General features: G+C 37.2%; 19 protein-coding genes and 3 tRNA genes. 7 read left to right on the top strand and 15 right to left on the bottom strand.

The window, feature by feature from the left end:
* Positions 1–25: 25 nt before the first annotated feature.
* Positions 26–1252: an ABC transporter substrate-binding protein gene (locus AC27H3_RS00395; RefSeq protein WP_487102875.1), complete on the bottom strand. Its 1227-nt coding sequence runs from the start codon at positions 1250–1252 to the stop codon at positions 26–28.
* A 130-nt stretch (positions 1253–1382) separates the two neighbouring features.
* Entirely contained in the window at positions 1383–2969 is a 1587-nt protein-coding gene (gene norR, locus AC27H3_RS00400; RefSeq protein ID WP_487102876.1) for a nitric oxide reductase transcriptional regulator NorR, read from the bottom strand.
* Positions 2970–3191: 222 nt separating this feature from the next.
* Between norR and AC27H3_RS00405 the strand changes: the two genes are divergently transcribed.
* Positions 3192–3467 carry a hypothetical protein gene (locus AC27H3_RS00405; protein WP_487102877.1) on the top strand — a complete coding sequence of 92 codons (276 nt, stop codon included), beginning with the start codon at positions 3192–3194 and terminating at the stop codon, positions 3465–3467.
* Between the two features lie 102 nt (positions 3468–3569).
* Positions 3570–4751, top strand: coding sequence for an NO-inducible flavohemoprotein (gene hmpA / locus AC27H3_RS00410; RefSeq protein ID WP_487102878.1), 1182 nt, complete (start codon positions 3570–3572; stop codon positions 4749–4751).
* A 543-nt stretch (positions 4752–5294) separates the two neighbouring features.
* Here hmpA and eno read toward each other — a convergent pair.
* On the bottom strand, positions 5295–6593 hold the full coding sequence (gene eno / locus AC27H3_RS00415) for a phosphopyruvate hydratase (protein ID WP_487102879.1): 1299 nt from the start codon (positions 6591–6593) through the stop codon (positions 5295–5297).
* A gap of 136 nt (positions 6594–6729) precedes the next feature.
* Positions 6730–8367, bottom strand: coding sequence for a CTP synthase (pyrG, locus tag AC27H3_RS00420; protein WP_487102880.1), 1638 nt, complete (start codon positions 8365–8367; stop codon positions 6730–6732).
* Between the two features lie 244 nt (positions 8368–8611).
* On the opposite strand from pyrG, the gene AC27H3_RS00425 reads away from it, so the two are divergent.
* The gene (locus AC27H3_RS00425) at positions 8612–9193 is read left to right on the top strand and encodes a DUF4202 domain-containing protein (protein WP_487102881.1); all 582 of its coding nucleotides are present in this window, start codon (positions 8612–8614) and stop codon (positions 9191–9193) included.
* Positions 9194–9276: 83 nt separating this feature from the next.
* Here AC27H3_RS00425 and AC27H3_RS00430 read toward each other — a convergent pair whose 3' ends face one another.
* The 3 genes from AC27H3_RS00430 to AC27H3_RS00440 form a co-directional block, all read right to left on the bottom strand.
* The gene (locus AC27H3_RS00430; RefSeq protein ID WP_487102882.1) at positions 9277–9627 is read right to left on the bottom strand and encodes a YbaN family protein; all 351 of its coding nucleotides are present in this window, start codon (positions 9625–9627) and stop codon (positions 9277–9279) included.
* 143 nt (positions 9628–9770) lie between these two features.
* Entirely contained in the window at positions 9771–10775 is a 1005-nt protein-coding gene (locus tag AC27H3_RS00435; protein WP_487102883.1) for an ABC transporter permease, read from the bottom strand.
* A 4-nt stretch (positions 10776–10779) separates the two neighbouring features.
* Positions 10780–11661: an ABC transporter ATP-binding protein gene (locus AC27H3_RS00440; RefSeq protein ID WP_487102884.1), complete on the bottom strand. Its 882-nt coding sequence runs from the start codon at positions 11659–11661 to the stop codon at positions 10780–10782.
* Positions 11662–11828: 167 nt separating this feature from the next.
* Here AC27H3_RS00440 and AC27H3_RS00445 point away from each other — a divergent pair, with 167 nt between their 5' ends.
* Complete coding sequence (locus AC27H3_RS00445; protein ID WP_487102885.1) at positions 11829–12047, top strand: hypothetical protein; 219 nt, start codon at positions 11829–11831, stop codon at positions 12045–12047.
* 1 nt (position 12048) lies between these two features.
* Positions 12049–12267: a hypothetical protein gene (locus AC27H3_RS00450; RefSeq protein ID WP_487102886.1), complete on the top strand. Its 219-nt coding sequence runs from the start codon at positions 12049–12051 to the stop codon at positions 12265–12267.
* A gap of 44 nt (positions 12268–12311) precedes the next feature.
* Here AC27H3_RS00450 and AC27H3_RS00455 read toward each other — a convergent pair whose 3' ends face one another.
* Entirely contained in the window at positions 12312–14582 is a 2271-nt protein-coding gene (locus AC27H3_RS00455) for a tRNA(Met) cytidine acetyltransferase TmcA domain-containing protein (protein ID WP_487102887.1), read from the bottom strand.
* 401 nt (positions 14583–14983) lie between these two features.
* Here AC27H3_RS00455 and AC27H3_RS00460 point away from each other — a divergent pair, with 401 nt between their 5' ends.
* Together AC27H3_RS00460 and pdxH are read left to right on the top strand one after the other, a co-directional pair.
* On the top strand, positions 14984–15187 hold the full coding sequence (locus AC27H3_RS00460) for a PA3496 family putative envelope integrity protein (protein WP_487102888.1): 204 nt from the start codon (positions 14984–14986) through the stop codon (positions 15185–15187).
* A gap of 149 nt (positions 15188–15336) precedes the next feature.
* Positions 15337–15990 carry a pyridoxamine 5'-phosphate oxidase gene (pdxH, locus tag AC27H3_RS00465; protein WP_487102889.1) on the top strand — a complete coding sequence of 218 codons (654 nt, stop codon included), beginning with the start codon at positions 15337–15339 and terminating at the stop codon, positions 15988–15990.
* A 115-nt stretch (positions 15991–16105) separates the two neighbouring features.
* Here pdxH and AC27H3_RS00470 read toward each other — a convergent pair whose 3' ends face one another.
* The 7 genes from AC27H3_RS00470 to csrA all read right to left on the bottom strand — a co-directional run bounded on the left by AC27H3_RS00470 (position 16106) and on the right by csrA (position 21389).
* The gene (locus AC27H3_RS00470) at positions 16106–17233 is read right to left on the bottom strand and encodes a sodium ion-translocating decarboxylase subunit beta (RefSeq protein WP_487102890.1); all 1128 of its coding nucleotides are present in this window, start codon (positions 17231–17233) and stop codon (positions 16106–16108) included.
* A gap of 8 nt (positions 17234–17241) precedes the next feature.
* Complete coding sequence (gene oadA, locus AC27H3_RS00475; protein ID WP_487102891.1) at positions 17242–19014, bottom strand: sodium-extruding oxaloacetate decarboxylase subunit alpha; 1773 nt, start codon at positions 19012–19014, stop codon at positions 17242–17244.
* Between the two features lie 8 nt (positions 19015–19022).
* On the bottom strand, positions 19023–19295 hold the full coding sequence (locus AC27H3_RS00480; RefSeq protein WP_487102892.1) for an OadG family protein: 273 nt from the start codon (positions 19293–19295) through the stop codon (positions 19023–19025).
* A 1165-nt stretch (positions 19296–20460) separates the two neighbouring features.
* Positions 20461–20537: transfer RNA gene (locus AC27H3_RS00485), tRNA-Arg, on the bottom strand.
* Positions 20538–20671: 134 nt separating this feature from the next.
* Positions 20672–20748 (bottom strand) — tRNA-Arg (locus AC27H3_RS00490).
* A 145-nt stretch (positions 20749–20893) separates the two neighbouring features.
* Positions 20894–20985 (bottom strand) — tRNA-Ser (locus AC27H3_RS00495).
* A gap of 206 nt (positions 20986–21191) precedes the next feature.
* The gene (gene csrA / locus AC27H3_RS00500) at positions 21192–21389 is read right to left on the bottom strand and encodes a carbon storage regulator CsrA (RefSeq protein ID WP_085304221.1); all 198 of its coding nucleotides are present in this window, start codon (positions 21387–21389) and stop codon (positions 21192–21194) included.
* Positions 21390–21804: the final 415 nt, after the last annotated feature.

Here is a 21804-nt window from a genome sequence, read left to right on the forward strand (position 1 = left end):
TCATTTTGATAGTGGCTAAGTTCACTTATAAATCTACAGCAATTAAAATCTCATCACTTTTACCAAACTTAGCCATACAATAAGAATCTAAGTTTAATGCTTCATGAGCATTATTATTGGTTTTTTGATCAAATTTCGAAAAGGGCTTTATATAGTTTTTAACTAAGCCTTGAATTGGTTTATCAATATTTTCTAGTGCTAAACGAATGTTATTTCGATCTATATTCATTTCCCCAGATAGACCAACTTGTTTAACCGCTTGGATAAATAACTTAGTAAGATCATAAGCATGAATAAAGCCAACTGCAGACTTTAAATCTGCTGGTTCCGTTATTTCTCCTTTAGAATGCGCAATTAATTTCGAAAAAACGTCATTTGCAAATGAACTTTGATAAGGGTTTGTGAAAGCAAAGCAAGTCTGTATAAAGTTTAACTGTAATGTCTTACGACGTTCATTTGAAATAATTTCATGAAAATTACCACTAGTAATACCCCAATGGCTAATAATGGGTAAACGTTGGTTCTCAGGTTTATTCAAAATTTCATGTACAATTACCGCACCTTCCGTTGCATTACTAACCAAAACGATACAATCGCTTTGTGAGTGGGCAATTTGATTTACAATTACCGCTGCTGCTTTTGCTTTTATATTCCAAGAAAAGCGTGTTGTTTCATGTTTATCTATGCCATGAGTTTTTAAAGCTTCTGACATCGTTTTTAAGTTGGCATCACCCCAGGGCGTTTTTTCGAGCAACAAATGTGGCTTTTTGCATTGTTGCTCAGTTATAGCGTAATTAATAAGAAATGGGCCTGCTCTGCTGTCATCAATAGACAGCCTAAACATCCAATTCTCTGTTGATGGATAACGTGTTATATAATCAGCCGCTGCCCAAGGAATAAGAGTTAACGCTTTATTCTCATTAATATAAGTTCGGTTTTTGATCAGTGGAGGTGAATGAATACCTGAATAAATAACTAAGGCATTAGGGTCATTGATAAACGCCTGATAATTGCGCTTACTTCTAATAGCATTGCCACGATGATTTAAATATTTAAATGCAATGGTAAAATCGTTAAGTGTGTTATCTATTTCACTAAAAGCAAGCTCAATGCCCTGCTGTATAGCTTTTGAAGAGGCTTTATTATCAGAAAGATCAGCATCAAGATAAACATAAAGCTTTTTATCTTCCGCAACGGCTGGGATGATAAAATTAGATATTATCAACATAAAGATTAGCAATAATTTATTCATTTATTACCCACTCAAAGGTATATCATTACTCTGAATTAGCGCACAGATAATAGTAACTTTCATATAACTATACTTTAGTTATTACCATACTAAGTTTGCTTTCGAAGAACAAACACCGATTTAGGCCGCGCTAATAGATACTTTTAATGACTTTAATATCGAGTCTTTTAGCAATGCGATTTAAATTAGCACGATCAACAGATAGCCTTCTTGCTGTAGCTGCCCAATTACCATTTTCTTGTATTAGTACTTGTTTAATCATTTGTCGTTGAAATTGCTCAGTTGCATCTCTGAGGTTAATAGTTTTTTGAGATAAGTTAATGTCTGCATTGGTATTAATTTCTATATTATCTGCTTTTACAGCTGTAGATTGAAGATTTAGTAACCTACCGCAATCTTGTTTTTCAATCGATATTATTTTCTTGCCTTGTTGTCGTGCACGAGCTTTTAATGCCGAACGACTGACTACATGTTCTAGTTCTCGAACGTTACCAGGCCAATGATATTGCTCAAGATAATTGATAGCTTCAGACGTTATTTTTAATTGCGCTACGCCGAGTTTACGTTTTGTTTTTTCAACAAAATAACCACTTAATATTTGAATGTCACCTAAACGATCTTCAAGATTGGGCACCTTGATAGGGTAAACACTTAGCCTGTGATAAAGGTCTAAACGAAAACGACCGTTTTGCGCTTCTACTTTTAAGTCTCTGTTGGTTGCCGCAATTATACGAACATTGACTTGCTCTACTTTGTCTTGACCAACAGGCTGTATTTCATTGCTTTGAATAGCACGTAAAATTTTACTTTGAGCGGCTAAAGTGAGCTCACCAATTTCATCTAAAAATAAGGTTCCGCCGTTCGCTAATACAAATTTACCTGCACGGTTTTTTTCTGCTCCGGTAAAAGCGCCCTTAACATGGCCGAACAATTCACTTTCAATTAAGTTTTCTGGCAGGGCTGCACAGTTAACATAAACCAGAGGTCCATGTTGGCGAGGTGATTTATGATGTAAAGTTCGAGCGACTAATTCTTTACCTACCCCTGTTTCACCATAAATTAGAATATTAAATTCTGAATTGGCTACAATGGCTAATTCTTCTTTAAGCTTTTGCATAACCAAACTTTCGCCAATTAATTCACCACCATCACGCTTCCAGGCTTCTTCGGTTAGCTCTGCCACCACTTTTTGAGAGTGATCAGCTCGAGTTTCTAATTGCTCAATTAAAAATGCGGTATTTAATGTGGCTGCGGCTATTGCAGATATCACAACTAATGTTCGCTCGGGAATATTGTCAAATTCATAAGGCGTTAAGCTATCTATGGTTAAAAGCCCTAACAACTTGTCATCGTAATATAGCGGTAACCCCATGCATGAGTGCACAGGTAAATCATCTTCTCTATCAATCAGTAACCCATCGTAAGGGTCAGGTAAAGGTGAGTCTGCAGCAAAGCGAATAGGTTGCTTAGATTGGCAAATAACATTAAATCTTGGATGCTCAGCAAGCAAAAAACGTCGCCCAATAGTGTCTCTGCTCAGCCCCTGTATTGCTATTGGAGTGAGTATATCGCCATGAAACGATAATAAAGCAACAGCATCACAACTAATGGTTTTTCTTACGGTATCAAGTAAACGATCAAATCGATCTTTACTGTTAAGGCTGCTGGCTAGGTCAAGTGCTAGCTCAATAATAGCGGTTGATGATATTTGATTCATGTACGAATTCCTTAATAAACACAAAATCAAAATAACACACCAGAGTCTTTTAGACTACAGATAAAAGAGTCCATTTGACTTCATAAAATAAAAACAAAATCGCAAGTCGTTGATACTAAATAAAATAAACATATGGCATTCAATTTGCAAAATAACTTATAGCTGCATAAATCTGTGCAAGTAATCACGTTATTTATTGTTTTATTGAACTATAAGGAGTTAATGATGTACGCACAATTCTCAATTGCTAAACATTTACCTGAAGTTAAACACGCTCTCAACTTTCAAAAATGTTTAATTTTAGGCAATACCATGATGCTATTTTCTTTCATTGTTATTGCTTTTAGTATCACAGTAACTTTTATATTTGATAGCTACTTTGCCATTCCAACACAAGTTTTCGCGCATATTTCGACCATTATTTTCGCTGGCGCATTAAAGCTTGGTTACGTTCTGCGCTGTGTGGCTTTACACGGTTTTGGTAACAAGAACTTTTAGCTTAACCCGCTGAAAAATAAGTTCACCTACAGAGAAGCCCTTGAATAACCTTGTGGTTTTTATATAAGAATTTTACATCTACATACCTACTTAGGAAAAAAAATGCTAACCGACAAACACATCGACATAATTAAAAGTACGATTCCACTATTAGAAAATGCTGGCCCGGCACTAACCTCACATTTCTACCAACGCATGTTCTCTCATAATCCAGAGTTACAAGATATTTTTAATATGTCGAATCAAAAAACAGGCAGACAACAAGTAGCGTTATTTGAAGCAATAGCGGCTTATGCAAAAAACATTGAAAACTTAAGTGCATTAACCTCAGCTGTTGAACGTATTGTGCAAAAACACACAAGCTTTAATATTCAGCCAGATCATTACGCCATAGTTGGACATCATTTAATTGAAACACTGCGTGAATTGGCAACAGCAGCATTTACGCCTGAAGTAGAGTCTGCCTGGACTAGTGCTTATCAATTTTTAGCGGGTATTTTTATTAACCGTGAAGCCGAATTATACCAACAACGCTCACTAGCTATTGGCGGCTGGCAAGGGGCAAGAACATTTAAAGTTATTGAGACTGTTAGCGAATCGGCTTTAGTTAAAAGTTTTACTTTTGCTCCCGTAGATCAAAGACCCGTAATCGATTTTATACCTGGCCAATATTTAGGGCTTGAAGTTAAGCCAACAGGCAATGATTACAAAGAAATTCGTCAATACTCGTTGTCAGATAAACCTAATGGTAAAAACTACCGCATTTCTGTAAAACGAGAACAGCTAGGTGTTCCGGGCAAGGTATCTAATTTTTTGCACGACGCGATTAATGTTGGCGACGAGGTTAAACTTTATGCACCTGCTGGAGACTTTTTCTTTGTTGATCGCCAATCACCTACAGTACTTATTTCTGCCGGTGTAGGCATTACGCCGATGCAAAGCATGCTAGAAACATTAGCAGATCAAAAACATAGCCAACACGTACATTTTTTACATGCTTGCGAAGACAGTGAACAACACTCTTTTTCAAAGCGTACCGATGAGTTAGTGAAAAATAATAACTGGCAACAAAGCACTTGGTATAGAAACAAAACGGAACAACACGGCCATATTAGTAACGGTATGATGGATTTATCAGCCGTTGATCTGCCAATAGAAAAAGGTAACTTTTATTTATGTGGCCCTATCGCATTTATGCAATTTGCCAAACAACAACTCTTAAAGCTTGGCGTAGGCGAAAACAACATTCATTACGAAGTCTTTGGTCCACACGCAACCTTGTAATATAAATTAAACAAGCAAATACGCTGACAAATATACTTAAAACAATGACCAATAAAAAACCACTCCTGAGAGTGGTTTTAGCTAACAAGAAATAACGATTAAATTAGCAGTGTGATGGTACTCTGACAAGGAAGTTGCACGGAGCTGACAAGTGTCGTTAAGTACAACTGACGCCGTCAGCGTGCCATCACGCAATTAATTTAACGTTGTTCATTTATTAGCTAATAACCATCAAGATTGCAGTTAATTAACTCAAGAACAATAACCAATAAAAAACCACTCCTGAGAGTGGTTTTAGCTAACAAGAAATAACGATTAAATTAGCAGTGTGATGGTGCTCTGACAAGGAAGTTGCACGGAGCTGACAAGTGTCAGTGAGTACAACTGACGCCGTCAGAGTGGCATCACGCAATTAATTTAACGTTATTAATATCCATCAAGATTGCAGTTAATTAACTCAAGAACAATGAGGTTACACGGAGCTGACAAGTGTCAGTGAGTATAACCGAAGCCGTTATTGGGTTAATTAGCAAAAGATGATGGTTATTGGCCTTTAACTTCTGATAGACCATTGAATACAGCTTTATCGCCAAGGAACTCTTCAATACGTAATAATTGGTTGTACTTAGAAACACGATCAGAACGACAAAGTGAACCTGTCTTAATTTGACCTGCTGCTGTTCCTACTGCTAAATCAGCAATCGTTGCATCTTCAGTTTCGCCTGAACGATGAGAGATAACCGCAGTAAAACCAGCATCTTTTGCCATTTTAATTGCGGCTAACGTTTCAGTTAACGTACCAATTTGGTTGAACTTGATTAAGATTGAGTTACCAATACCTTGCTCAATACCACGAGCTAAAATTTTAGTATTAGTGACGAATAAATCATCACCAACTATTTGAACTTTATCGCCTAATAATTTAGTTTGGTAAGCAAAACCGTCCCAGTCTGACTCATCTAAGCCATCTTCAATTGAAACAATTGGATATTCTTGACAAAGTTCTGCTAAGAAATCAGAGAATTCGTTCGCGGTGAATTGCTTGCCTTCACCTTTAAGGTCGTAAATACCTTTGTCTGCATCGTAAAATTCAGAAGCAGCACAATCCATGGCTAATGTTACGTCTTTACCTAACTCGTAACCCGCGGCAGCAACTGCTTCTTTAATTACTGCTAATGCGTCGGCATTAGATGCTAAATCAGGGGCAAAACCACCTTCATCACCAACTGCGGTGTTTAAACCTTTTGCAGATAATACTTTTTTAAGGGCATGGAAGATTTCGGCACCCATACGTAGTGCTTCTGTAAAGCTTTTAGCGCCAACTGGCTGTACCATAAACTCTTGAATATCTACGTTATTATCTGCATGTTCACCACCATTGATGATATTCATCATAGGTAATGGCAATGAGTATTGACCTGGTGTGCCATTAAGGTCAGCAATGTGTTCAAATAATTGTACTTTCTTTTCCATTGCGGCAGCTTTTGCATTTGCTAATGACACAGCAAGAATAGCATTCGCACCGAATGTTTCTTTATTTTCTGTACCATCTAAATCAATCATGATTTGATCGATGTTAGCTTGATCTAAAGCACTTTGGCCGATAAGCGCATTCGAAATATTGACATTAACAGCGGCAACGGCTTTTAAAACACCTTTACCTAAATAGCGAGCTTTATCACCGTCGCGTAATTCTAATGCTTCACGCGAACCTGTTGATGCGCCAGAAGGAGCTGCAGCTCGACCCCAAGCACCAGATTCAAGAAAAACATCAGCTTCAACTGTTGGGTTACCACGAGAATCCATGATTTCGCGAGCGATAATTTTATTAATATTCGACATTATATTCCCTATTCCTTACTAGCTGCACACGGCAGGTTATAAACATTAAATTAAATTTGTTAACATTATTAAGTATTAAAACTCAATATTATAAAAAAAAACCGCAGCAATTAGCTACGGTTTTCATAAGTTAGGTTTAGCTTGATTGCTGCTTTTGGTGTTCAAAAGCGGCAGCCACAAAGCCAGCAAAAAGCGGGTGACCATCGCGAGGAGTTGAATTAAACTCAGGATGAAATTGCCCAGCAATAAACCAAGGGTGATTTGGATTTTCTATCACCTCAACTAACGTTTTATCTGTAGATAATCCCGAAAACACTAAACCAGCTTTGCTTAATTGTTCACGGTAGTTATTATTTACCTCAAAACGATGACGGTGTCTCTCATAAATTGTTTCACTACCATATACGTCATAGGTCTTGGTACCTTTCACTATGTGGCACAATTGTGAGCCTAAACGCATAGTTCCGCCTAAATCAGACTCAGCATTACGGTATTCTACTTTACCTTCTTCATCTAACCATTCGTTGATTAAACCAACAACAGGATGCGGTGTTTCAGGGTTGAACTCAGTACTGTGCGCATCAGTTAAGCCGGCAACATTACGAGCATATTCAATCAATGCTACTTGCATACCTAAACAAATACCTAAGTAAGGTATTTTGTTTTCACGCGCATACTGTGCGGTTAAAATTTTACCTTCAACGCCACGCTCGCCAAAACCACCAGGTACTAAAATAGCATCTAAATCTTTAAAAACTTCAACACCTTTAGACTCTACATCTTGTGAGTCAATGTATTGAATTCTAACTTTAACTTGGTTAGTAATACCGGCATGTTTTAATGCTTCATTTACTGATTTATAGGCATCAGGTAATTCGGTGTATTTACCTACCATACCAATAACAACTTCACCTGACGGGTTAGCTTCTTTGTAAAGCACTTGTTCCCAATCAGTTAAGTCAGCTTCTGGCACATCTAAGCCAAAGCGTTTAACGACTAATTCATCAGTACCTTGTGCTTTAAGTAACGCAGGCACTTTATATATAGAATCAACATCGCGCATTGAAACAACAGCTTTTGCTTCAACGTTAGTAAATAATGAAATTTTAGCGCGCTCGTTTGCAGGAATAGCGCGTTCACTTCGACAAACTAAAATATCTGGGAAAATACCAATAGAACGTAGCTCTTTAACAGAGTGCTGGGTTGGCTTGGTTTTAATTTCACCCGCGGCGGCAATAAAAGGTACTAAGGTTAAGTGCATGAACATAGCGCGTTCACGGCCAAGCTCAACACCTAACTGGCGAATAGCTTCTAAGAAAGGTTGTGATTCAATATCACCTACCGTACCGCCAATTTCTACCATGGCGATATCGTAACCTTCAGCTCCCTCAATAACGCGACGTTTAATGTCGTTAGTAATATGAGGAATAACTTGAATAGTGGCACCTAAAAACTCACCTTTACGTTCGCGTGCCAAAATATCTTGATAGATACGGCCCGTAGTAAAGTTATTAAGCTTAGTCATTTTGGTACGAATAAAACGTTCGTAATGACCTAAATCGAGATCTGTCTCTGCACCATCTTCAGTAACAAATACTTCACCATGTTGAATCGGGCTCATAGTGCCTGGATCAACGTTAATATAAGGGTCAAGTTTGAGCATGGTAACTTTTAAACCACGTGCTTCGAGAATTGCTGCTAGTGATGCTGCAGCAATACCTTTACCAAGAGACGATACAACGCCGCCAGTAACAAAAATATATCTAGTTGTCATGCGATACCCAGAGTCAGGAAAAACAGAAATTTTGCACTAAATTGATTTATTATTTGGTAAACAAATGAATTTAGTAGGACGGGAAAGTATTATACTGAAAAGCCATGCGTACAACAATAAGATCAATGCATCTAGTTGCACAAATTTTCACTAAAATAGTCAGTATTCCTCTTAATGCATTATTGTAACTATTGAAAAACGGGGTAAACTAATGTTTTCCACTAATATTCAATCGAAATAGAACATGATGACTCAATTAGAAAATGTCTTACTCGCTATCGACAATATAAATTCGGCAGATACCAATACAACTATGGTTGACGGCGTTTGCCATCCGAAAGAGTTATTGTATGGTCAACAAATGTCAGCTTGCCTTGAAGAATATTGGCCAAACGCTAGCGAGCATTTACAAATTGCCGTTCGTGCACAGCACGTAAAACGTTGGCACTTAAAGCGAGCCGACTTTGCCATTGGTAAAAAGGGCTACTTAACGTGGCGTAAAGAATTAGGTGTTTTCCATGCTGCAACAGCGAAGTCTATAATGTTAGAGCATGGCTACAGTGAGCAAGACTCAGATGTAACCGCAGCCATTATTCGTAAAGAAAACTTAAAATCTAACAGTGAAAGCCAAACACTAGAAGATGTAGCCTGCTTGGTATTTTTGCAATTTTACTTTGATGAATTTGCCGCTAAGCATACTGAAGAAAAAATAATACGTATAGTACAACTAACTTGGCGAAAAATGTCGACACAAGGTCAAGAAATAGCATTAACTTTAACTTTGCCACCGCACTTAGCAGCACTTGTTGGGAAAGCTTTAGCGTAAAGTTTTTTTAAAGGTTTTGCTTTATGTTAACACTTATTAGTCAGGCACTTTTGGCTAGCGCCTGACTTAATGCTAACGACGTTTTATTTAGCTATAGGAAGCCGACAAATAAAAACAAACGGCCAAGAGACTAAGCAAATAACTAAAATTTTCAACCATATTGCTGGCAAAATATAGACAGACCACATCACAGCTAAAACCATAGAGATCAAAGCAATAACCTTTGCTCGTTTAGGTATGCTGCGCGTTGTTTGCCAATGATAAATCATAGGGCCAAAAATCTTATTATTTAATAACATTTGATGCAAACGTGGTGAAGACTTAGCAAAACACGCTGTTGCCACTAGTAAAAAAGGCGTGGTTGGTAACAAAGGTAAAAATATACCTATAAATGCCAAACCAACAAAGAATATACCCACTATTTTAAAAAGCATATCGTTATGCAACACCTCTAACCAACACCACTTTACGACTACTAATCAACAACTTAAAGCTCAATAAAAGCATAAACAACTCTAGACTAAGCTAAGCTATGCTGAGTTAGTAATCGCCCCATCAATTGATTTACAAACAATCACTAACGCTCAGTATTCCAACTGAAAAAGTATGCACCTAAACTAAGGAACACTGCACTCATCAGCATTAAAATTGAAATATGGTAACTAATATCTGCTAATGTAGCACCTTCAGTAATTATTTTACGCGCACCTGCCACAAGGTGTGTTAACGGTAAAAACTCAGCAAAAACTTTTACCGCATTAGGTGCTCCTTCCAAGCTAAACCAAACGCCTGATAACAACATCATTGGCCATGAACTTAAATTTAATAACCCACCAATTAATTCTTCACTTTTACTTCGACTAGCAACCAGTAAGCCTAAAGTAATTAAACTGAATGCGCCTAATATAGCGACAATTAATAAATCAAAATAACTACCGAGCATGTAAAAATCAAAAAACAAATTACAACCAATATAGACCACAGAAGATAAAAATATCACAATAAATAAGCGTGAAAAAAGTTGAGCAGAAACAAATTCAAACGCTGATAATGGCGTAGCTTTCAAGCGTTTTAAAACGGCATTCTTACGGTATCGTACAATAACGTAGCCAACGCCAAATAAGCAGCTAAACATCATGTTCATGCCTAAAATACCCGGCAGTACCCAATCAACATAGCGAATTTTCTTCCCTTGGGTTTCAATGCGTTGATAATTGCTGTTATCGCTTAAAAATATCTTCTCTACTAAATAGCTATTCGGCGAACCTTGATTTACCCAATATGTTTTAGCATTAAAATCAACAAGTAAATCTATACTATGTTGCTCTAGTTTAACTTTGGCTAAAGCAACCTCTTGATAATCAATAAAACTCATATATTTGGTTTCAAGAAAGCTAGATTTACTTTGCGCTAAATCTATAACCCCAACTTTATAAATGGCACGTCCATCACCTGAAAAAACAAATGACAAACCCACTAACATTAATACCGGAAAAATTAGATTCCAGCCTAAAGAAGAGCGATCTCGAAAAAACTCTATATTTCGCGCTTTAAATACCGCGAAAAAACGTGAAAAATTCATATGATTAATCTCTTAATGAGTTGCCAGTTAACTTCAAAAATAAATCATCCAAATTTGGTGATTTAACATGTAAGCCTGTCAACGACACATTTTCTGCTAATAATAATGCTATGGTTGCTTCAACATCAGTGGTAATGATTTCAACTTGTTGCTCAATAACTTGCCAATTAAACTTAGTGCAAAGCGCTTCGGGTATTTGCTCTGCTGGTAAATAAATAAACACTTCATTAAAATGCTCTTTAAGAAGTTGCCTTGGCGAACCGCGCGCAATAACTTGGCCATGATCCATAATTAGCACATCGTCACACAGTTGTTGTGCTTCATCCATGTAGTGTGTGGTTAATACAACAGTTTTATCTCTTGCTTTAATGTTTTTAATTAACTGCCAGAAATTTCGTCGTGCTTGAGGGTCAAGCCCTGTGGTAGGTTCATCAAGAAAGACAATGTCGGGATCATTAATTAATGCCAATGCTAAAAGTAATCTTTGTCGCTGCCCACCAGAGAGTAGGCGATTATCTCGATTTAAAAACTCGCTGAGATCACATAATTCAATCAAATCTTCATGCGGTACTGTATGTTGATAAAAAGAAGTAAATAAATTTAAGGTTTCTTTCACGGTTAAGAAGTCTTGCAAAGCGGTATGCTGAAATTGAATACCTATTTGCTGAGACATAGATTCATCAATGGGTTTGTCGTAATAATAAACTTGGCCTTTTGAGGCTTTAATAATACCTTCCATTATCTCTATTGTGGTTGTTTTACCTGCACCATTTGGCCCCAGTAGACCAAAACAATGGCCTTTCTTAATAGCAAAGTTAATATTGTCTACCGCAATAACATCTTTATAACTTTTAGTTAAATTCTCAACGCGAATAACTTCCTGCATGATACACCTCAATAATGCTTATGCTTTATTCTAACGATACAATCAAATTATTAATACTAGAAAACTGTTAACACACCGCAAATGATAACAATTATCATTTGCATTTAATTGATTATTCCACTATTGTTTTATTTAGCCTATCCAGCAGCGATTAAAAAGGAACTATTATGGGTTATAGACAAGTAAACGAAGGTTGTGCTAGCAAAGCTCAGGTTGAGATACCTACCGCTTTATTAGCGCAATTAATCAGCTCAGGTATGTTAATTGGCACTGACTGTGTATGTCTTGACAACAATGCGCGAAAAATCATGTGGCAGTCTTTACTTAATTTAAGTGCTAATTTAAGTGCTAACTCAAGTACTAACTTCAACCAAGCGGAGCTGTAAGATGATGTCTGAGCAATCAAAAGTTGATATTAACTCACTTGAACATTGGCTAAAAGTGCTGCTCAAGCGCTATAATTTATCTGCGAGTAAACAATCGATAGAATCTATATGTACTAACATTAATGCAATTATTGAACATGAAGACTTTGATCAACTCGCCGATTGCTATTGTTGCTATCATAAAATGAAAACATATTGGCAATGGCGACTTCAGGCTTGATAAAATATAGACTTGTGCTTTTATTACATGAATCTTATATCAATTTAATGCGAACCAACATAATCGATAATGTGCTGATTTAATGATTTCTTACCTGTAAATCCATACTGTTCGCACACGTTATCGATACTGTTTTTTTGCAGTATTCGCGCAATAAGAGGCAAAACATTTGAGTCGTAATCTGCTGTGGTGTGTTTTAATAACCATTGATGCAAGGCATAAATACAGCTACTCAATTGCCTTTGTCCTGACGTAAAGTCATTAACACTTTGCAAAACTTCAGCACTAAGGCTAGAGTTTTTTATCGCAGCATTGCCATTAAGCAACTGCCACACTAAATGTGTTGGCATATGCTTGAACTCGTCTATAAGCCAATAATTAAGTTGCTGATAAAACTGCTCATTAAAATCATGCTGTAGATTGCTCGCCCTTGGCGTTAATGCTTTAGTCACTAAGCAAGAGTGTTCGCCACTGGCTTTATCTTTGTTAAACCCTACTCGAGCTATGCTATAGCCACTTTTTTGCCAAAAGCGAACTAAGGTCGCATTACCGGCAAAACTGGCGCCGATAAAGTCTGTATCTTTCATCAAGCTATGCTGTTCAATTGCAGTTAAAAAGTACTTCCCTAAACCTAAACCTTGAAGTTCAGGATGCACAGCAATACGCATAACCCGCTGATAGCTATAATCAAAACTTGTTTTAACACCACAATGCATCAATAAAGATTGAGGTAAAAATTGGTCACGTAAACGCCTTTTGTTTTCAATTACTTTTTCTACTAGCCCGTCGCCAACTAAGCCTTCTTGCATCAACATAGCAACACCGACTACGCTGCTTTCTCGTTTTAGTACGAATAATGAAATAGCACGGTTATTTAATAATAGTTTCAAATCACTCGGTGATGTTTGATAGTGTGCGGTTACTAACACGGAAAAAACTGCTTGTAATAGCGCTTCATCTTCAAGTAAATCTTCAACACTGATCAGTGTAACTTCTAATGCTGTATCATCTGTTAAGTTAGTATTCGCTTTTAACTGACAGGTTTTATCAACGCTGGGTAATTGGCCGTTGAGTAAACAACTGTCAAAAACAAACTGCTCAAGAGGATCATCACTAGCCCACCTTATCGCTTCATTAATGTGCATATTTCGCCAGTTAGGCATTGTGCGTTTTAAAACTTGACGAAATTTAATACTAAAACCTCGTCCTGCGCCTTCGTAGCCATGCATAGTACTAGCAAATATCAATCGATGATAAGTGCTCAATAGCTTTTGTAGAAGATATACTGGAATAGCTGCAGCTTCATCAACCATAACAATACTGGCAACGGGCTGATCTTTAAGAAGGGTATCAATCGGATAAAAGTTAATACTACCATTCGCATGTTCAACAGAAGCTCCGTTGACTATAGCTTCAGGTAAATGTTGTGCAACTTGTTGAAAAAATATTGCGAGTGCTTGCTTGCTAGGAGCACTCATTAGTATTTTCAATGGTTGGGTCGCATTGTTCAACATTTGACAAGCGGCAAGTGCTAATGCCGTTGACTTACCCCGCCCTCTATCTGCTGTTAACACTAAGGGCCTGTTCCTATGCCCAGAGAGTACTTTAAGCATAACCTCAACGGCTGAAACTTGTTCTTGGGTAATACAGCCGTAGGGTAAAGAGTTTATACCACCAAATTCTGCAGCGGCTTGAGCGTTACTTGTGCCTGTTTTTGGCACTGCCGCTTTAATGACAGCATTTAAGTCTGGTAATAAGGTGTCTGATTGTTTGATCACATAGCAATGTTCACGGGATAATTGCTGCATGAAGCGTTGAAGAAAGTAGTCATTTTCCTGAGCATGTTGAAGTTGGTTTGGAGAAATTAATAACACCAACACTCCGCCTGAAACTATCGTGCCTGAGAGAGCTGCAAAGGCATCAACATCAAACTCACTGTAACTCTCACTCTTTGTTTCAGTTTCAGGTTCAGTTTCGATTTCACTTGTTTTGCATTCAGCTTGTTTTTGAATGTACTCTGCGAGACGAAAGAAAACCAGTTTTTGTTCTGTGCCTAAATATTGATTAAAGGTTTTTCGATTAACAGCAGAAAGTTGTGAAGATAAAAAACTACCATCAATATCGCCATAAATAAGACCTTGCTTGGGTTGCATAACTTTAGCTGTTTGCTCAGATAAAAAAGCCTTAATGTTTGTCTCAACATGCTGGTTAGTCCATGCTTTATCTCCCACCAAAACCAATAAACTACGCCAGCGCTTTAGCTGAGTAACTTGTTGTAATTTAAAGCACCAAGCTGAAAATTCTTCATTTAACATTCAAGTAAACCTTCATAAATATTTTGGCTATCACTATGCCCTATAGTCTATCAGAGCGATTGCCATAGCTAAATCGCTTGGCTCAGGTAAATCCGCATATAAAATCAGCAACTAAACAATTGAGCAGTAAATTTTTGTTGAAATGAAAAAATTATTAGTTGAAAATCCGATTTTAGTTGCCTATGTTCAAAATATGGATCAGATATAAGTTAACTCTCGATATATACACTGTGATTATAACCTAGTCATTTTTAAGATATCGCGAATTAAAAATATTTAGCATAATTTTACATTGTAGCAATGATGAGCCATTAATATTTTAGTGCTTACTTAACACCCGCATATTTAGGGCCTTATTTTGTGTAATTGTAGCTAGCTCTACAAAAGCCATAGGTATAAACATGAACAATGATTTAACAGACGACTTATCAGATGATTTAACAGACGACTCTTCATCAGAAGAAGATCAAGAGCAATATGATAAAGACTTACCTAAAGGTCAAAAGCCTACTAGTAACAAAGAGGTAAGAAACCGTATTGAAGAGTTGCTAGAAAAAAAGCGCCTTAAGGCTTTATTAGATGATGCTGATGACTGGGACTTTTAACCGTCGGTACTAGTAGCTAATAACTAGCGGTGCTCCTTTAAAGCATCGTTATTAACTTTAAAGCTGTTATATATTTACGCTAACTGTTTGTTAGTAATAAAAAACTGCTATTATTAATTTCATAAATTCTCCACGTATACGGCCCCTACATGACATTATTTGAAAAACTGCGCTGTTTATTAACCTTCGGTCAAGGCGTTGCCCTGCCATTACCTGTTATTGACAATAACGCCGATCCGCTTACATTGTTCAAACTTTGGTTCGACGAAGCAAATAAATCCGGTATTTTATTACCTGAAGCGATGTCAGTTAGCAGTGTGAGTCAAGACGGTCAACCAAGCTGCCGCATGGTTTTGCTTAAAGAATTTAATCAAGATGGTTTTATTTTCTATACCAATTACGCAAGTAGAAAAAGCCAAGAATTAAACGAAAATGACAAAATAGCCTTGTTATTTCATTGGAATGTACTGCAACGCCAAATTCGTATTGAAGGCATTGTTGAAAAAGTTAGCGCAGAACAATCTGCAAAGTATTTTCATAGTCGAGATCGTGGCAGTCAGATTGGTGCTTGGGCTTCAAAACAAAGTAGCAAAATTCAAAGCGAGAGCGAATTGGCAGAAAGTGTAGATTACTACACGAAAAAATTTGCGGGTAAAGAAGTGCCATTACCAGAGTTTTGGGGTGGCTGGCGTATAAAACCGAATTTTATGGAATTCTGGCAAGGTCGCGCTAGTCGTTTGCATGACAGGGTTTGTTTTGAAAAAAGCACAACGGGTTGGAATAACTTTAAGTTGCAGCCATAAACGTTTTTTTGAAAATTTGATATCAAGTTAGCTATTAACTAAGCGTAAACAGACTATAAAAAAGGGAAGCAATGCTTCCCTTTTTAGTGCTTAATTTTCAAGCCAAATACTTACATTAACCAACTAACGCTAACAAAATACCTGCTGCTACAGCTGAACCTAATACACCTGCTACGTTTGGCCCCATAGCATGCATTAACAAGAAATTATGCGGGTTAGACTCTAAGCCAACCTTATTAGCAACACGAGCCGCCATAGGTACTGCTGATACCCCTGCGGCACCAATAAGCGGGTTCACCTTTTCTTTTGACAGCTTATTCATTAACTTCGCCATCAGTACACCCGTTGCTGTACCAATAGAGAAGGCAACTGCGCCCAATGCTAAAATACCTAAGGTTTTCCCGTTTAAAAATTGCTCTGCACTTAATTTAGAGCCAACACCTAAGCCTAAGAATATAGTCACAATATTGATCAACTCATTTTGTGCGGTTGAGCTTAAACGATCAACAACGCCACACTCACGCATTAAGTTACCTAAACAAAACATACCCACTAATGGCGTTGCCGCTGGTAGGAAGAATATGGTCATTAATAACACGCCAAGTGGAAAGACAATTTTCTCTACTTTAGTAACATGGCGTAGTTGCGCCATTTCTATTTTACGCTCACTTTCAGTGGTTAAAGCGCGCATAATAGGCGGCTGAATAATAGGTACCAACGCCATATAAGAATAAGCTGCTACAGCAATAGCTCCCAGTAAATCAGGTGCAAGTTTCGACGCTAAAAATATAGCTGTTGGACCATCTGCACCACCAATAATAGCGATAGCAGAAGCGTCTTTCATTGAAAAGTCTAGACCGACAAAGTTTAATGCAATGGCGCCAAATAAGGTGGCAAAAATACCAAATTGAGCGGCAGCACCTAACAACAATGTTTTTGGATTCGCAATTAATGCGCCAAAATCAGTCATGGCCCCAACGCCCATAAAAATAAGCAATGGGAATATACCGGTATCTATACCGGCGTAATAGATGTAATGAAGTAAACCACCTACCTCAGAAAAGCCAGCCACTGGAATATTAGTTAAAATAGCACCGAAGCCCATTGGCACTAATAAAAGCGGCTCAAAGTTACGCGCAATAGCTAAATAAAGTAAACCACAACCAACGAGCATCATGATCACTTGGCCTAGCTCAAAGTTTGCTAAGCCTGTGGACATCCACAATAATTTTAAAGAATCCATCGATATTCCTAAACTAAGCTCAACAATACATCGCCAACGGCAACTGAGTCACCTTCTCTAGCGTTAATAGAAGATATTTCACCGGCTTTGGTCGCTCTAATTTCAGTTTCCATCTTCATCGCTTCCATAATGACAACAACTTCGCCTTCTTCAACTTCGTCGCCTTCATTAACGAGTACTTTAAATATATTACCCGCTAAAGGCGCCTTTAAATCTTCACCACCTGCAGAACTTGGCGCTGGAGTAGATTTGGTTTGTTGAATATTTTCAATTGAACCACCTGGCGCAACAACAACATCGTATACCTTACCATCAACGCTTACTGCGTAACTTTCTGGTCCAGTGCTTGCTGAACTAGATGTAGGCGCTGATGCTGTACTTTTAGCATCTGGCTTAGTTGGAGCCGGTTCGAAGGCATCAGGGTTATTGCGATTTTCTAAAAATTTAAGCCCTATTTGTGGAAATAATGCGTAAGTTAATACATCGTCAATTGTATCTTCCGCTAAAGTAATGTTTTTGTCAGCGGCAATTTGTTGTAGCTCTACCGTCAATTTGTCCATTTCAGGGTCAAGTAAATCAGCAGGACGACAAGTTATAGCTTCTTTGCCATCAAGTACCCGAGCTTGTAATGCCGCATCAACCGGAGCAGCTGTTTTACCATATTCGCCTTTAAGTACACCGGCCGTTTCTTTGGTAATAGATTTATAACGTTCACCCGTCAAAACGTTCAATACTGCTTGTGTTCCAACAATTTGAGAGGTTGGTGTAACTAATGGAATATAACCAAGCTCTTTACGCACTTTAGGGATTTCTGTTAATACTTCATCTAACTTATCAGCTGCACCCTGCTCTTTTAGCTGGCTTTCCATGTTAGTCAACATGCCGCCTGGTACTTGTGCAAGCAAAATACGTGCATCGATACCACGTAAGCTACCTTCAAACTGAGCATATTTTTCACGAACATCACGAAAGTACGTTGCCACTTCAGCTAACTTAGCCATATCAAGACCAGTATCACGTTGCGTACCTTCAACAATAGAAACAATCGTTTCTGTTGGTGAATGGCCGTAAGTCATACTCATTGAAGAAATAGCTGTATCAATAACATCAATATCAGCATCAATCGCTTTCATGTGTGTAGCGACACTTAAGCCTGTTGTGGCATGACAATGTAGCGCAATTGGTAGAGCTACCGTTTCTTTTAAACGCCCAATCAACTCAGCAGCATCATAAGGCTTTAATAAACCGGCCATATCTTTAATACATAAAGAATGTGCGCCCATGTCTTCAAGCTGTTTAGCCATAGTTAACCAACCCTCAAGGGTATGAACAGGGCTTTCGGTATAACTTAATGTACCTTGTGCATGCGCACCAACTTTTACCGCAGCTTTAATTGAGGTTTCTAGGTTTCGAACATCGTTCATCGCATCAAAGATTCTAAAAACATCAACGCCATTTACATGTGCACGTTCAACAAATTTTTCTACCACGTCATCAGCATAGTGGCGGTAACCTAGAATATTTTGACCACGAAACAACATTTGCTGCTTTGTGTTCGGCATGGCTTTTTTTAATGCACGAATACGTTCCCAAGGATCTTCACCTAAATAACGAATACAAGAATCAAATGTTGCACCACCCCATGACTCAATTGACCAGAATCCAATTTCATCCATTTTCGCAGCAATGGGTAACATATCTTCTAAACGCAAACGTGTCGCGAGTAATGATTGATGGCCGTCGCGTAAAACGACTTCAGTAATTCCTAAAGGCTTAGTCATGGTAGTTCCTATTTCTGAGCTGAATGTTGTTGACGATATTGAGTAACAGCAGAAGAAATTGCTGCGACAACGGCAGGTGATACATTTTTACCGTCTTCTTTTTTATTATTTCTTTTACTTGAGCTTCTGTTTTCTACAACGGCATCAGGAAATTTATTTGCCAACCTCACAAGCACAATATTGATAAAAACAATCAATAAACCCAAAAAGGCAAAAACAAACACCATTCCGGCTAACATCAAAGTGCCTGCTTCAATAAATAACTGTTGAAGATTTTCCATTTTTTTACTCTCAAGTAATATTTATATAATTAGAATAATCACTCCAATGTGTAAAAAGCAAACAAATTCTTACAAATTGATAAAATAAAGTAATGTCAAGTTACAACAGGTTAAAAAAAGCACTATTTTAAGCGTAATTTCATCATTATTTTATACAATCGAATATAAAACAAAGATTGTATACAATATCAAAGTTATGAATAGCGGCTATTATAAAAAGAAAACCCAAGATAATATACAATATCCAATATTATCAAAGCCGTATACTGAACAAATAAATATCGTTCAAAAATCAAACTACAATATCAATAAGGAATAAACTAATAACGCCTATATGCTTCTAAACAATTTACATCGGCTTTACCGTGTCAATTTAACAAATCGCTATTCACCGCCTATTAAGCGTTACAATAATCGAGTGAAAAATGTCACTTTGCAGAGCCTAGCTTTATTAGAACCGCGTTTTATTTGAGTCCACTTTTTTAAAAATATTGGCTATGTAACCTGAACTCTGGATAAGCAGCACTTGCTCAATGTTCCCTTTTAATCCATTTTCTGCGTTAAAACGTTTATAAATAGCGCGCTATTCATAAACGTTTTGCCTTGGAAATGGCATAAAATGAAGCATTGATGATATCTATTCGTGATGTTCACCTGGCTATAGCATTTACTTTATTACCTAAGCTTTTGGTTCACTTGAGTTTCAAGCACTCATTATCCAGAGTTCAGGTTATGTAATACCAAACAGATTAATTAGCTTTCCTCTTATACCAATTGACTTAATGAATCGATCAATTTTAAACGAGGATAAATTTTCAGTAGCAAGGCGCTTGATTGATTCTTACATGGATGTAAGTCATTAGAGCAATGCAGGAGCATATTGTCGAGCAATAGCAGGCTATTGGGATTGAAAGCAACGTAGATACTGGATATTTAAACCGCTTTAGAATGATCGATTGTTTATATCAATTGGTATAACGGTAATCAATAAGTTAAAGCAATTGCATTAATGCCTTTATCACTTAAGAAAATTAAACTGTTTCTCGCTAATACTTAACGGAGCAATGGGTTATAGCAATTGAAATAAATAATCGAATGGTTTTAAAAGAGGTAATGATAAATTTTAGACGAAAAAAAACCAGTCAAAAGACTGGTTTTTTTAATGTGGCGGACGCGGCAGGAGTCGAACCTGCGACCGCCTGGTTCGTAGCCAGGTACTCTATCCAGCTGAGCTACGCGTCCGCGGTCAATCGTTATTTTATATCTTGATTCAAGATAAACTTATATCAAATTAAAACTTAATATAAATCACATATTTATTTTTTTATTAGCTTTAATACTAGCTACTCTTTATTATTTATCCACTTAAAGAAAAGTGGCGGACGCGGCAGGAGTCGAACCTGCGACCGCCTGGTTCGTAGCCAGGTACTCTATCCAGCTGAGCTACGCGTCCTTATTTAAACCTGTTATTTATATCTCTAGCTTAAGAGATAATGAACTAACAACATTAACTTAGGTAAAACGACCTAGTGAATATTATATACATTCATAGTGAACTATTTCAATACCGTTGTTCCTACGGTGCCAATCTAAAAGAATGGCGGAGAGGGAGGGATTCGAACCCTCGATCCGGGATAAACCAGATACTCCCTTAGCAGGGGAGCGCCTTCGGCCACTCGGCCACCTCTCCAATGGGTGCGAATAATAAGGGATTAAAAAAATAAGTCAAACTTTTTTCAGCTTTTATTTCTATTTTTTGACTGTTTGCTGAGAATTCAAACAATACGGTCAATTTCCCAACATTAAGTTACCCAAAAGGTGGGCATTTGGTGTTAATAAATTAAATTACTGGATCAAAAAAGCCGACTGATGTCGGCTTTAATTAGTAGAAAATACTTAGATTTCATTCCCTGAGGCTTCACCCTCACCTTTTTCTGATTGAATTCTCATGTATATTTCTTCACGATGAACTGACACTTCTTTCGGAGCATTAACACCAATGCGAACCTGATTGCCCTTTACACCTAACACTGTCACTGTGACGTCGTCTCCGATCATCAACGTTTCACCAACTCGGCGAGTTAATATTAACATCTTAATTTCCTTTATGTTTAAAAACGAGATCCACTAAATATATATAAGCTAGTAACAAATTAAATTTAGTCTAATTTTTGCAAAAGTGCACTAAAGATTACAATAAGTATTTAAAAAACTTATTAAACATTGAAAATTCCATTATCAATGTCAGTTTTTAAGTATTTAAATCAAAACTTGTAAATCAAGAGTAGAATGCAATTTCAGCAATTCATGGTTATTTTACCAACCTTAATGAAACAATAAACAGTTTATGCTTAATTAATTGCTATTTTGGTAAAATATTTTCTAAATACCTTTTAAACTGGTCCGATTTCACGTTTTATTAACATAAACGGCTAGTCTTCTATATATAAGACCTGTTAACTACAAAATAATTCCACTGTAAATGAATTAAAAATATTACTTTTAAATG

It is taken from the genome of Colwellia sp. NW0002-52-1, assembly GCF_057550865.1.